Source organism: Streptococcus sp. AM43-2AT, from assembly GCF_003603405.1.
GTDB classification, from domain to species: domain Bacteria; phylum Bacillota; class Bacilli; order Lactobacillales; family Streptococcaceae; genus Streptococcus; species Streptococcus ilei.
In genome coordinates, this window is sequence record NZ_QTND01000002.1 from 103,619 (window position 1) to 117,180 (window position 13,562).

General features: G+C 41.9%; 14 protein-coding genes. All 14 read right to left on the reverse strand.

From position 1 onward, the window contains the following. Nucleotide 1 precedes the first annotated feature (1 nt). The 14 genes from DW930_RS05165 to DW930_RS05230 all read right to left on the reverse strand — a co-directional run bounded on the left by DW930_RS05165 (nucleotide 2) and on the right by DW930_RS05230 (nucleotide 13,530). The gene (locus DW930_RS05165; RefSeq protein ID WP_123159500.1) at nucleotides 2-493 is read right to left on the reverse strand and encodes a DUF6773 family protein; all 492 of its coding nucleotides are present in this window, start codon (nucleotides 491-493) and stop codon (nucleotides 2-4) included. Continuing rightward, complete coding sequence (locus DW930_RS05170; RefSeq protein ID WP_123159501.1) at nucleotides 494-973, reverse strand: DUF6773 family protein; 480 nt, start codon at nucleotides 971-973, stop codon at nucleotides 494-496. A gap of 29 nt (nucleotides 974-1,002) precedes the next feature. Then, the gene (locus DW930_RS05175) at nucleotides 1,003-1,197 is read right to left on the reverse strand and encodes a helix-turn-helix transcriptional regulator (protein ID WP_023027179.1); all 195 of its coding nucleotides are present in this window, start codon (nucleotides 1,195-1,197) and stop codon (nucleotides 1,003-1,005) included. 138 nt (nucleotides 1,198-1,335) lie between these two features. Beyond that, complete coding sequence (locus DW930_RS05180) at nucleotides 1,336-1,887, reverse strand: ECF-type riboflavin transporter substrate-binding protein (RefSeq protein WP_117744604.1); 552 nt, start codon at nucleotides 1,885-1,887, stop codon at nucleotides 1,336-1,338. A 13-nt stretch (nucleotides 1,888-1,900) separates the two neighbouring features. Next, a complete protein-coding gene (locus DW930_RS05185) occupies nucleotides 1,901-2,749 on the reverse strand; it encodes an S-adenosyl-l-methionine hydroxide adenosyltransferase family protein (protein WP_023024179.1) in 849 nt (282 codons plus the stop codon). Between the two features lie 17 nt (nucleotides 2,750-2,766). Beyond that, nucleotides 2,767-3,339 (reverse strand): MptD family putative ECF transporter S component, encoded by a 573-nt coding sequence (locus tag DW930_RS05190; protein WP_023024181.1) that lies wholly within the window; start codon nucleotides 3,337-3,339, stop codon nucleotides 2,767-2,769. Between the two features lie 21 nt (nucleotides 3,340-3,360). Next, nucleotides 3,361-4,053 (reverse strand): methionine ABC transporter permease, encoded by a 693-nt coding sequence (locus tag DW930_RS05195; protein WP_006595735.1) that lies wholly within the window; start codon nucleotides 4,051-4,053, stop codon nucleotides 3,361-3,363. Further along, complete coding sequence (locus DW930_RS05200) at nucleotides 4,050-5,117, reverse strand: methionine ABC transporter ATP-binding protein (RefSeq protein WP_123159502.1); 1,068 nt, start codon at nucleotides 5,115-5,117, stop codon at nucleotides 4,050-4,052. Before DW930_RS05200 ends, DW930_RS05195 begins: the two co-directional genes overlap by 4 nt. Beyond that, nucleotides 5,110-6,483 carry a M20/M25/M40 family metallo-hydrolase gene (locus DW930_RS05205; protein WP_117744608.1) on the reverse strand — a complete coding sequence of 458 codons (1,374 nt, stop codon included), beginning with the start codon at nucleotides 6,481-6,483 and terminating at the stop codon, nucleotides 5,110-5,112. The genes DW930_RS05200 and DW930_RS05205 overlap by 8 nt, the downstream gene beginning before the upstream one ends. Before the next feature lie 68 nt (nucleotides 6,484-6,551). Then, nucleotides 6,552-7,424, reverse strand: coding sequence for a MetQ/NlpA family ABC transporter substrate-binding protein (locus tag DW930_RS05210; protein ID WP_117744609.1), 873 nt, complete (start codon nucleotides 7,422-7,424; stop codon nucleotides 6,552-6,554). A gap of 33 nt (nucleotides 7,425-7,457) precedes the next feature. Beyond that, entirely contained in the window at nucleotides 7,458-8,285 is an 828-nt protein-coding gene (locus tag DW930_RS05215; protein ID WP_117744610.1) for an amino acid ABC transporter substrate-binding protein, read from the reverse strand. Nucleotides 8,286-8,412: 127 nt separating this feature from the next. Then, complete coding sequence (locus DW930_RS05220) at nucleotides 8,413-9,555, reverse strand: amidohydrolase (RefSeq protein ID WP_042361209.1); 1,143 nt, start codon at nucleotides 9,553-9,555, stop codon at nucleotides 8,413-8,415. A gap of 188 nt (nucleotides 9,556-9,743) precedes the next feature. Continuing rightward, nucleotides 9,744-10,460, reverse strand: a complete 717-nt coding sequence (locus tag DW930_RS05225; RefSeq protein ID WP_006146163.1) for a YebC/PmpR family DNA-binding transcriptional regulator — start codon at nucleotides 10,458-10,460, stop codon at nucleotides 9,744-9,746. A gap of 100 nt (nucleotides 10,461-10,560) precedes the next feature. Further along, on the reverse strand, nucleotides 10,561-13,530 hold the full coding sequence (locus tag DW930_RS05230; RefSeq protein WP_123159503.1) for a DEAD/DEAH box helicase family protein: 2,970 nt from the start codon (nucleotides 13,528-13,530) through the stop codon (nucleotides 10,561-10,563). Nucleotides 13,531-13,562 lie beyond the last annotated feature (32 nt).

The following is a 13,562-nucleotide window of genomic DNA, read 5'->3' on the forward strand; positions in this document are numbered from 1 at the left end:
CTTACTCTTCCATCTCCAACTGGTCCAGATAGTCTTCATAGCGTTTCTTCTCTACTTTTGCAAGGAGCATCACAAGGAAATTCATCCCCCATACAATCGGAAGATTCAGGAGAAAGGTGATGGGAAGGACTAGCAAGAATTTTGAATGGAAGGGATTAGACTGATAGATGGTTTGATTTAATTGATAATTCTGAGTCCAGATGAATAAGGAAAGAATACAGGTCACTACTATAACACCTGTTAGATTTAGGTAGCTATAGCTGATAAACCGTACGCCCAATCGTTGACAACGAACAGCATAATAAATTCCTGAGACAATGAGTAAGCTCACTACCATGATTGGACTTAGACCGACCTGAGAAGTAAATATAGACCCCACACTAAAAACGGTTAAGGCAAGAAACAGAAATCCAGCTGTTTCAGCACCAGCCTTATTGGCGAGTCCTTCTTCTCGTTCATCTATGATTTGTTTGTTCATTAAGTGTAATCTCATCTATTCCTCCTCTAACTCTGCCTCGATCTTCTTCTGTTTTTTCCGATTAATGAAGGCGAGTGGTTTTTCTAACAAATAAGTCAGAAGGGCAAAGACTAAAATGGCAAGGACGATTTTGAGCAGATACTTAGGACTAAGCATAAAGCTCATCGTTTCCCGCTTTCCAATCACATCCGTTGCGATCACGAATAGGGCAAATAAGATACCTGAGCCAATGCGACTGAACCAGCTGTCTTTGTCTAACATATCTCGAACATCAATCCCAGAACTAATCCTTCTGACAAGGGCATAAGCTCCTATGGCAATCAAGAGAATGAGCTCTGGCATATAGGCTAGTAGGTCCAAGTCCAGGATACTAGCCTTCACAAAGGCGGATACTGCAATAAAGCAGGTCATTCCAAGAACAAGTTCCCCTGCAATTTTTCCATCAATCAGCATGGTCCGTTCATCTTTTACAATTGGTTCTTTCTTTTGTTTCATATGATTCCTCTTTCTATTGTTAAAAACTGTTACTCCCAGAACAGTTGATCCAGTGTCTTATCCAAGGCCTTACAAATTGCCAGGCAGAGGCTGAGGGTCGGATTGTATTTCCCTGCCTCGATCAAGCCAATGGTCTGGCGCGTCACTCCGATGGCATCTGCAAGATCCCCCTGGGTCATATCATGCTCGACCCGGGCCATTTTTAATTTGAGATTTTTCGCCACATGCTTTTCCTTTCTTGTTTTTATAGCTATATTATACACTATATTTTCTATTTTGCAATATATATCTTACATTTTGTAAAAAATATTTTCGATACACAAAAAAAGCCTGGATTCCCAGGCTTTTTTTCTTATTTTCTATTAATCTTTAGATAAACTTCCATCTTTTGTTTGGGTACGGGCATAGGCAATCAAGAGAAGAGAACCTGCAATAGCAACTGTCAAAGCATTAACAGAACCTGCTACAACTCCCTGAAGGAAGACCTTGTTAGCACTTTCTTTGTAGATCATCACATCTCCAATCGGTGCAATCAATCCCCAAATAAGCAAGTTGGCAATGACTTGAACAACGTTAAAGACGATCAATTCTTTCTTGGTCACTTCTCCTTTGAGGTTACCGATTTGTTTGCGGAACAAACCAACAAAGAGACCAAACAAGCCACTAGAAATAATCCAAGTCCACCAGAGGCCATAGGTCATGGCATCTTTAATAGCATGACCGATTAAGCCCATCAAGAAACCAACAATCGGACCAAAAATCACACTAAAGAGGGCTTGAAGAGCGTATTGCAACTGAATATTTGTATTTGGAGCAGGTGCCGGAATTGGAATCATTGCAATCACGACAAAGAGGGCTGCTCCAACCCCAATAGCTACAACATCCTTAATTGAAAAAGCTTGTTTTTGTTTCATTTTTTATCTCCTATTAATTTTCCATTTTTCTAATTTCAATATGCCAAGAAGCCCCAACTCCTACATTATAGGCCTTGGCAAAGGATCCCTGGTTGATGGCAAGACCAACACGGTAGAGGGAATTGATATAAAGGATTGGCTGTCCAATCCGCACATCGGCGAAGGACTTACCATAGGTCACTTGGTTTTGGTAAACCAGCATGTCATTGTTATAAATGGTTACTTCAAAGCGTTCCCCAAATGCGGGTTCCAAATGATTAAACTCTTCCCGAGTAATCGAGGTCCAAAGAGAACCAAAGCGCACATCCAAGATGTCAACGGCTCCTTTGACAAGATTGTCCTCTATAACAGTCTCCACCACAGGAATTTCTACAATATGTTCAACACTGAGCTCTGGCCCCACTTCCTCAAAGCTGATATGCCCACTGGCCAACTTAGCTCCTGTATAGGCATAGACATCACGCCCGTGGAAGGTATAAGAAAACTCTGTATTGGCCCGACGGTTTTTGACCTCTGAAATCTCACGGATAGCAACAATCCCTACATGTTTCTTGATGAAAGATAGGGTTCCATTATCCGGAGTGACAATGTATTGATTCTTCGCTGTTTTGGCTACAACGCTCTTTCGTTTAGAGCCGACACCTGGATCAACGACAGAGACAAAGGTTGTTCCTTCTGGCCAGTAATCCACCGTTTGAAAGAGGCGGTAACTTCCTTCAAAGATATTATAAGGGGTAATGTCATGGGTCAAGTGGTGTATCTTGAGGGTTGGTGATTCCTCTAAAGCAACCCCGATCATAGCAGAGACAGCCCCATCTACCAGACCAAAGTCTGACTGAAGGACTAGTAAATTATTGTGCATATTTCTTCTCCATCATGTTATTTTCTATCTAGCTTTTGATAGACCAATTGTCCAAGAAGATAACCTAGTAGAGCTCCAAGAAGAAGGGTCAATAAAAACCAGCTTACTGTCTCCATATTCGACGGTACCATAACACGTTCAATATAATCCATCGTTTTCCCACGTGCTTGTAAAGAAGCACGGTAACTAGCCGGTTGGATCCACATCATCAGAATGGGCCCTGTCGTCGTAAAGGAAAAGAGGAGGAAAGACAAGGCATTGCCTAACTTCGACTGGTAGTGTCCACGGGCTGCGACCAATTCGGCCAAAAGACCTCCAACAACAGCAGGAAGAAAGGCTCCAGCTCCATGACGGGTGAAAAGGAAAAAAGAACCAATCACAAGAGCGACTACTAGAATGGCTCCTGTTCGTTGAATTTTTTCAACATAGACTCGATAGATCCCTCCACCAACTAGGGCGGAGAAGGCTGGAGCATAAAACATGTTTCCTCGATTGTCAACCAGACTTCCCAGTAGGACGCCTAATCCAATGGCAAGAAAATACAAGCCTGCAAAGGCTGCAACCTGCTTAAACTGATGTTTCTGTATCATTTTTATTTACCTTACCCGTCCTCATCGGTGACTAATTTTTTTGGTTAAGAAATCACCAATAAATTGAATAAAGAAAATCAACAGCAGAATCAAGAAGGTTGCTAGCAAGGTAACGTCATTATTAAAGCGTTGGTAACCATATGAAATAGCCACGTTTCCGAGACCACCTGCTCCAATCGCACCCGCCATGGCTGTTTCACCAACCAAGGAAATGAGGGTCACGGTTGTGACACGAATCAAATCAGGAAGTCCTTCACGAAGGTAGACACCAACAATATCCCAAAAGGTTGCCCCACTAGCTTGAGCTGCTTCAATCACACCACGGTCAAGCTCAGATAAAACGACTTGAACTTGGCGGGCAAAGAAAGGAAAGACAGCTAAAGATAGGGGAACTAAGGCCGCCGTAGGACCAATCCCAGTTCCGACAATCATACGAGTAAAGGGATTGATCAAGGCTAGCAAGATGATAAAAGGAATGGCACGGAAGATGGACGTGATTTTATCCAAGATATGGAAAACCAATTTATTCTCGATAATCCCACCAGGTGCTGTCAAGACTAATAATAATCCTGCAATGAGTCCCAATAAACCACCAATCACAAAAGAGATAAAGGTCATGTAAAGGGTCAGATAAATCGCTGTTCCCCATCCAGCTTGGCCACTCCAGCCCATCCGGTAAACATTTGGTAGATAGGTTTGAATAAAGTCAATCATGCATTACTCCCTTCTTTTAAGACACGCACAGAAACACCTGCTGCTTGTAGATCCCGCTGTGCTGCAGTTAGATTCGCTGCTTCCCCAGTAAGGATAACAACCAACTCACCAACAGGGGTATGATCCAAAATTTCAATGTTTCCGTGTAGAATATTAGCAGACACTTGGTACTGTTTATAAATATCGTTGATAATCGCTGTGTCTGTCACCGAACCAGAATATTTCAAATGGGCCAAAACAGAATCCGCTGGCAATTGCTTAACAATTTGTTGCTGGTTGATTTTCACCATAGCTTCCTCGATTCCTGTTGCAGTTGTGATGAAGTCTTGTGTCAATTCGTTCTTAGGATTAGAGAAGATGTCTAAAACAGAGCCTTCTTCAATCAATTCACCATTTTGCATGACAGCCACTCGATTGGCAATGTCTTTAACGATCTGCATTTCATGGGTAATCAAGACCACTGTCAAGCCCAACTTCTGATTCAGCTCTTGCAGAAGAGCAAGGATTTGTTTGGTCGTTTTTGGATCTAGGGCGGATGTTGATTCGTCAGAAATCAAAATCTTTGGATCGTTGGCGAGCGCACGCGCAATCGCCACCCGTTGTTTTTGTCCACCTGACAATTGAGCAGGATAGTTGTCCGCCCGATCTGACAGACCAACTAGTTCCAACAACTTGGCTACTTTTTCAGCCTTTTGCTCTTTAGATAAGTCTGAATGTTTGAGGGCAAAAGCCACGTTTTCAGCAGCGGTCATTTGGGCCATTAGATTGAAATGTTGGAAAATCATACCAATGTCCCGACGTTTTTGGCGTAAAGCCGCAGCATTCAACGTCACCTGGTCTTGATAGATGACATCGCCATCTACAGTGATAGTACCTGCTGACGGTACTTGCAAGAGATTGATGACCCGTACAAGAGTTGATTTCCCTGCTCCAGAATAACCAACAATCCCGTAAATATCCCCTTCATTGATATGAATGGTCACATCCTTCACGGCTACAATTTCCCGTTTTTTCTGATGAAAGGTAACATCGATATGGTCCAATTTGATAATTTCTTTACTCATAACTTGTGATTAACTCCTTAATTAATTCAATATGGGTATAGTAGTCAGCAATTTTCACATTCTCATCCCCACCATGATCTCGACTATTGGCATTTCCGATTCCAAAGGCAGCCATAGGAACTTGCAAGGCCTCAAAGACCGTATGCATGGGACCAGTGCCTGCAGTTGTTGGAAGGACACAGACCCCTTCTGGATAAAAGCGTTTGGCCAGATCAATGACATTGAGAATGGAAGGCGCACTCATATCGCTCCGATAACTCATTTCCCCTAGTGTATAGACGAGATCAATCTTCTCAAAGCCATTTTTATCCAACTGAGCACGAATCAATTCTAAGACTTGTTTGGGTTCCAAGCCAGGCACCAACCGAACTTCCATCTTGGCTCGAGCTTCTGCAGGTAGAATGGTTTTGACTCCTTGACCCTGATAGCCTGTCCCCAAGCCTTCAATGTTCATGGCTGGTTCAAAATAAAATCGTTTCAAGAACTCACTGCGTTCCTCTTTCAAGATAGGCAATTGGAGATTGTAAATCTCAGTCACATCGTTTGCTGTCTTATTGGCATAACGGTCAATCAAGGCCAATTCCCGCTCGTTAGGCTCCTCAATCAAATCATAGAGGCCATCCACCAAGATGCGACCGTCTTTATCTCGAAGGCTGGACAAAGCATTGAGCAGATACCAGGATGCTGACTCCACCACCCCACCATAGCTGGAATGGATATCCACATCTGCACTTTTGACCACCATGTCAAAGGTAACAATCCCCTTGTTTCCACCTGAGATTTCCAGTTCCCCTTGTTGGTTACGGGTCCCTTGTTCCCAGACTAAGAGGTCTGCCCCACGCAAGTGTTTTTTGTGCTTAGCTAGATACTTGTCCAGATCTGTTGAGGCAGATTCTTCTGCTCCTTCGATGATAAAGGTAATGTTAACCGGAAGGTCACCATTCTCACGGATATATTTTCGAATAGCCGTCAAGCGTGCGGTAATATGCCCCTTGTCGTCATCTACCCCTCGACCATACATGGTCCCATAATGGACCGAAAGCGTGAAGGGATCACTTGTCCAAGGCTGGTCGCCATCTGCTGGAACTGTATCGTAATGGTTGTAGAAAATGATGGTCTTCGCATCCGGATTGGGTGAAACAAATTTAGCAATAACAAATGGCGCTGTATAACTGTCATCAACAGTTACCTTAGCCCCTGCAGCTGTGAAGATTTCTCCCAAGTAGGTTGCCACTTCTTTTAGACCAATCTGCTGGGCAAAGATGGAGCGCTTGGAGATGAGAGTTCTTAGGACTTCAAAATAATGCTGAGCGACCTCATCGTTTTCAAATTTGCGTATTTGTTCTGTCTCTCTTGGATTCGACATCATTTCCTCCTACTATACACGATAAGAGGTAGAGAAAATCTTCTCCACCTCTCTATTCATCCTCTTGATTACCAAACTGGTTGGTCCATACCGTCTGAAGATTCTTCAATCACTTTCTTCACGTTGTCAGTATGGTAAGCTTTAATAATAGCTTCGATTGCTTTTGCTTTATCAGATGATTTCCAATCTTTCTTAGCTGCAATCAAGTTATACCATTGTTTAGAATTGCTGTTTGCTTTTTCTACAAAGAGAGCTTTCTTGTAATCAATACCTGCTTCACGAACAAAAGTGTTATTGATGATTGCTGCATCAACTGATGGAAGTGAAGAAGCTGTTTGAGAAGCGTCCAACTCAGAAATTGTCAAGTTCTTTGGATTGTCTTTGATGTTGCTGATGGTAGCCAATTCCCCATCTTTTGTATCCAACTTGATCAAACCAGCTGATTCCAATACATACAAGGCACGGCTTTCGTTTGTTGGGTCGTTTGGTACTGCAATCGTTCCTTTTTCAGGAATGTCTTTCACATCTGTGTATTTATTTTTCCCATCTTTTGTACCAGAGTAAAGACGGATTGGCGCAATGTAAGTATCTGCAACAGAAACTAGGTCTGCGTTGTTTTCTTTGTTCCAGTTTTCAAGATAGTTGTAATGTTGGAAAGCATTGATATCCACATCGCCATCACGAACAGCTTGGTTTGGTTGAGAATAGTCTGTAAACTCAGTGAATTCCAACTTGATGTTTGCTTTTGCGTCATCCAAGTTCTTTTGCACTTCTTTCCAACGAGCTTCTTCTGTATCGCTTAAGCTCATCACCCCAACTTTAACAGTTGTCACACCATCTTTATCAGATGATTTAGATGATTTTGAAGAACCACATGCTGCTAAAGCAAATGTTGCAACGGTAGCAAGAGCTGCTACTCCAAAAAGTTTTGTTAATTTCATATTCTTTTCTCCTTATGATGTTTTTAAATAACCTTATTTAATATCAGAAGCTTCTGGAAGGAAAGTTCCACCGAAGTACTTCTTAGACAATTTTTCCAGTGTCCCATCTTCGTACAATTCTTTGATCCGTTTGTTGACGAAGGTTTCCAATTCTTTCTCACCTTTAGCAAGGATTGGGTATACGTATGGTTGTTTATCGCTTGGTAGTTCGATGACCTCCAAGTTATCCAAGCCTTGGTCCTTGATGATGGCCTCAACTGTCAAACGTTCAAAAATCTTATAATCTGAACGGCCATCGCTCAAATTAGCCAGAATGGATTGGATGGTACCCTCTGTATATTTGAGCTCTGTTGGATTATCCTTGTGCTCTTCATTGTAGGCTTCCAACTGTTTCGCTGTAGATGTACCTTGGATGACCTCTGTAGACTTGCCACCGATATCATCTAATGACTTGATGCCTGATCCTTTTTTAACCACTAAGACCACTGGGTTCTTTGCGTAAGGATTTGGATACAAGTATTTTTCCGCACGTTTTTCATCGTAGCTAAGGTTGCTGACACCGATTTGGTAACGATCACCGTCTAAGCCTGCAAAGATTGAAGACCACTCCGTCTTATTAAAGTTGACTTCATATTTATCTGATCCTTTGAAGATTTCACGCATGACTTCGATTTCATAACCCGTCAATTCCCCATCCTTATCATAAGTGAAGGGTTTGGTTGTTCCAACCGTAGCGACTTCAATGGTCCGTTTTCCACTTGATTGACTTGATGACTTTGATGAGCAGGCTACCAAAGTCCCAACTGCCGCCAAGCCCACAAGACTCAAACCAACATATTTGATGAATTTATTCAATTTCATTTGTTCTCCTTTTCACTAAAATTGTTTATTCCTCTGTAAAAAAACAGCTTTTTCCATCATATCAAAATTCCTAACTCTTGGGTATTATATTTTCTTTATAGAGGTGATAGGTTTTATCTATCACGTCTCATTTGGTTGAAAATTTTTCCAGCAAAGCGAGGGCATTTTCTACGTAATAGGGAACCGATACTGCAAAAGCAGCATCATCTATGACCATGCTATCATGGTGGAGATCCGGTGCATCCGGTGCACCATTCGATCCAATAAAAGCAAAAACCCCTGGGATTTTCTCCTGATAAAAGGCGAAATCTTCACCCGCTGTCGATGGCTGAGCCTCTACAACTTCTGCAAAAGACTTAGACCAGCGAAAGACTTTTTTAGCCAAGGCCTTATCATTATAGGTGACCGGGGGCGTCTTGCCCCATTCAAACTGGACCATGACTCCTGTACTATTGGAGATTTGCTCAATCACGCGAATGAAATCCGCTTTTAGGCGTTTCTGGAGATCTGGATTAAAGGTTCGAATAGTTCCTTCAAAATAACCAGACTTTGGTAGAACATTCCAGGTTGAACCAGCTTCGATATGGGTCACAGATAGAACGGCTGTCTCAAATGGCGAAACCGTGCGAGAGACCAAGGTCTGCAACTGCTGGACCATACTAGTGATTGCTACAACAGTGTCCAAACCGAGATCCGGCCTGGCAGCATGACTGCTCACCCCAGTGACAGTCACCTTAAATTTTTCAACCCCTGCCATCATAGCTCCTGGGCGCAAGGCCAACTGACCCGCAGGCAAAGACGGCATATTGTGAAAGCCAAGGATAGCCTCTACATCTTCTAGGAGTCCGGTCGCTAATACAGCAGATGCTCCCTCAGAAGTCTCCTCAGCTGGCTGAAAGATGAATCGAATCGTTCCCTTTAAGTCCGCTTCCATACCTTTTAGGACTTCTGCAGCCCCTAAGAGGCTCACCTGGTGGAAGTCATGACCACAGGCATGCATGACACCAGGGTTTTGACTTTGATAGTCGAGACCCGTGTTCTCCTGAATTGGAAGGGCATCAATATCTGCGCGAAGGGCAATGATAGGTTTACCCTGCCCAATTTCAGCAATCAAGCCTGTTTTTAATCCACTGTTTAAAATGCGTACACCAAGCTTTTCCAAATAGGCTTTGAGATAAGCTGTGGTTTGGTATTCTTGTCCAGACAATTCTGGATGCTGATGCACATAATGCCGAATGGGCACTAGATGTTCATAGGAAAATGAAACCATTTCTCGTCCCCTTTCTAGCATAGTTCTATTCTATCACTGTGATCTCTATTCGTCTAATTCCTATTTTTTTCTCTCAGTTATAGCTAGGGACTATATCATTGTTTTCATGACCTCTCCCACCTTTCCTAAAAAGCCGAAGCACAAGAAAAAAAACCTTTGAAGAAATCATCTTCAAAGGTCTATTTCTATTAGAATCCATCTACGTTGGTGTAGATCTTTTGAACATCTTCGTCGTCTTCAAGAACACTGTAGAGTTTTTCAAAGGTTTCCAAGTCTTCCCCTGACAATTCCACTTCTGACTGAGGAATCATCTCCAATTCAGTCACTTGGAATTCTTCGATACCTGATTCACGCAATGCAACGATAGCCTTGTGAAGGTCAGTTGGAGCTGTGTAAACAGTGATGGTTCCTTCTTCTGCTTCGACATCGTCTACATCCACATCTGCCTCGAGCAAAAGCTCAAAGATAGCATCCGCATCGTCACCAGCAAAGACGATGACACCCTTGTTGTCAAAGAGATAAGATACAGAACCAGAAGCTCCCATGTTCCCACCATTTTTACCAAAAGCCGCACGGACATTGGCAGCTGTACGGTTAACGTTTGACGTCAAGGTATCAACGATCAACATAGAACCATTTGGTCCGAACCCTTCGTAACGTCCTTCTGTAAAGGTTTCGTCCGTGTTTCCTTTTGCCTTATCGATCGCTTTATCAATCACGTGTTTTGGCACTTGCGCTTGTTTAGCACGGTCGATAACGAATTTCAAAGCAGTATTCAATTCTGGATCTGGTTCACCCTTTTTAGCGGCTACATAGATCTCTACACCAAATTTGGCATATACTTTTGAGTTGGCACCATCTTTGGCAGTTTTCTTGGCTACAATATTGGCCCATTTACGTCCCATGAGGATTCTCCTTGTGTTTGGTTCATATTATTTTCAATCTTTAACATTATATCACAAATCGCCGAACTTGGACTAGAATTTTCTATTTTTAGCGGGGGTACTATTCGGATTTCAAATGTCTATAGATATCATCAATGAAGATATTAGCCATCCGTTTTTTAAAGGCTTCATTGTTGAGAAGGGCTCCAAACAAATCTTGACTTTGAGAATAACCCTCTGTTAACGCATTATCAATTTCTTCTTCAAAAGCAAATTTAAAATCTTCTCGAGAGTTAACATGTGCTGATTGTTTGAGTCTTGAATTTTTCTTTAGTAACTCACGAATAGAGACTGCACCACTTATTCCAACTTCTGGTTCAATATCCAAATCTAACTGCTCATTTATTTCATCCAGAATTTCTGACAAGCGTTTTTCCTGGTCTTCTGTCACTGATGTTAAGCTTGGTTTGGGTAAGTTCACCTCATACTTTTGATCCAATTCGGAAATTCCCACAAATGAACCTGTCTTTTTATGTTTCATATAATCAACGACTATCTTATCGGCGATTGTAAAGTCATCACTACCAATCCGAACATCTATCATCTTCACTAAGCGTTGAAGATAATTATATCGTTCGTGTAAGACCTCGTTTTGGTAGGCTGTAGCTTGAATCAGGAAGGTGTACATCCGTAAGAAACCTCGAATCACCTTACGAATAGATAGCTGTTCTTTATCAGTGTAGCGTTTGACTCTCTCATAACCTTGGTTAAGAAGAGCTACCATTTTTTGTTTATCCCGACTAGAACGTTTCTCTTGATACAGATATTGGTTGAACTCATGGACAGTCTCCGTATCTAAAATGCCATACTCGTCCAATTTTTTATCTAAGTCTAAAACATCTCGAGGTGAAATCGTTTCTGATAGAATCGTTGTTCGATAATAGGGAGCAAAAGCAGATTGAATGTCTTCATAAGTATTTTTAAAATCAAGAATAAAGGTCTTCTTGTTGTAACCTCTGAAAATTCGATTCAGACGAGACAATGTCTGAACAGCCGCAACACTCCGTAATTTCTTATCGACATACATGGCTACCAACTTGGGTTGATCAAACCCTGTTTGGTATTTATTGGCCACAATTAAGACCTGATAGTCATCTGTATTAAACTGATCTTTTAAAGCATCCTCTTTACAGTGATTCATCTGTGATTCAGAGTACTCTTTACCACGATAATTTACCTTCCCTGAAAAAGCAATCAAGGTCCCAATGCTCGTAATACTATGGTCTTCAAAATACTTCTGAAAGGCTAGCTGGTATTTAACAGCGGCTTCACGTCCAGATGTCACAATCATTGCCTTCCCATGTCCACCTAACTCAGCCATAATATCATGACTGATAAAGTGATCCATGATGATCTCCACTTTTTGATTGATATTTTCATCAGATAATTCAATAAACTTAGCAATCTTACGTTTGGCAATAGTAGTTTTCAGTTCAGGATCTTCCTCTACAGCCTTGTTTAGCTTGCAATAGGTCTTATAGGTCGTATAGTTATTGAGGACATCCAAGATAAAGCCTTCATTGATTGCTTGCTTCATACTATAGACGTCAAATGGAGCTTTCGAGCCATCTGACTGTGTCGAACCAAACAACTGTAGGGTAGTTGCCTTAGGAGTTGCTGTAAAGGCAATAATTGAAACATTATCTTGTTTACCTGTACGCGCAATCTCCTGCTCAATCGCATCCGCAACTGTTACTTCCTGAACCTCATCGATGGTTCCATTTTCTGTATCCGTTTCGGTCAAGACCTGACTAACTGAGCTCATATAAGAGCCAGTCGTCGAACTATGAGCTTCATCAATCAGAATAGCAAACTTCTTATTAGCAGTATTGCCAACAGACATCCAATCAGACTGATTAATCTGGGCGAACTTATGGATTGTCGTTGCAATGATTTTTGTATTCCCTGCAATGGCATCAGCTAAATCACTTGATGTTTCACGATCACCCATCACTTTCACGACACCGTTCTTATGGTTGATCTGTCTGACAGCATCTTGTAACTGACGATCTACTACAATACGGTCTGTAACAATCAAGACTGTATCGACGATATTTCTATTTTGGTCATCATGAAGGGACACTAAGCTGTGGGCAAGCCAAGCAATTGTATTTGTTTTTCCTGAACCAGCTGAGTGTTGAATCAAATAATTGTTATCCGTATGATTGGTCTTCATATCTTCCAGAAGACGACTAACGGCTCTACGTTGATGATATCTTGGAAAGATAAGAGTTTTCTTTTTAGAGTTGCTCTTATCGACTTCATAAAAGATGAAACTCTCAAGCAGTTGGAGAATACTGTCCATGGTCAGGACGTCTAGCCATAAATACTCCGTGTCCACTCCATCTGGATTATGGGGATTTCCACTTCCTGTTTCAATCCCTTCTCCTTTCCCCATGTTAAAAGGTAGGAAATAGGTTTCTTGGCCTTTTAACTGGGTGGTCATGTAGACTTCCAAGGTATCTACAGCAAAGGAAGCCAAAACTCCCTGCTCAAAACGAAAGAGACGATTCTTGGGATTGCGACCCTTGAGTTGCTTGATAGCATCCTGGACCGATTGGCCATTTGGATTGAACTTGAGTTCAATGGCAAAAAGAGCCAATCCATTGATAAAGATAACAAGATCGATGCGATCATCTTCTTCATAAACCACCTCTTCAATCACAGACAAGCGATTGGCTTGGTATTGCTGAAGGGCTTTTTCATTAAAACTAGTTGCAGGTTTACGATAGAGAAGTCGCAGTTGCTTGTTTTCAATAAAGATACCCTCTTTTAAGGCGAATAAAAACCCACCCTTGACGATTTCTGTATTGATGAGATTGATGATTGTCTCCTTACTCAGCTTTTTGAGGAGATAATCCACGGTCTCCTCCTGGGTTTCCAACAGAAAGTCCCACAAGAGTTCCACATCCATGGCTAATCGAGGGTCGTAGCAAGCAGCATCCCGCTGGATATAACCATTTTTTTCTTTCAAGTCTTTGATAATCCACTGCTGGAAATCATAGCGCTCCTTCAAGCCCAAATTTGCCATAGTTTCTCACTTTCTAACATTTCGTTGGTTCA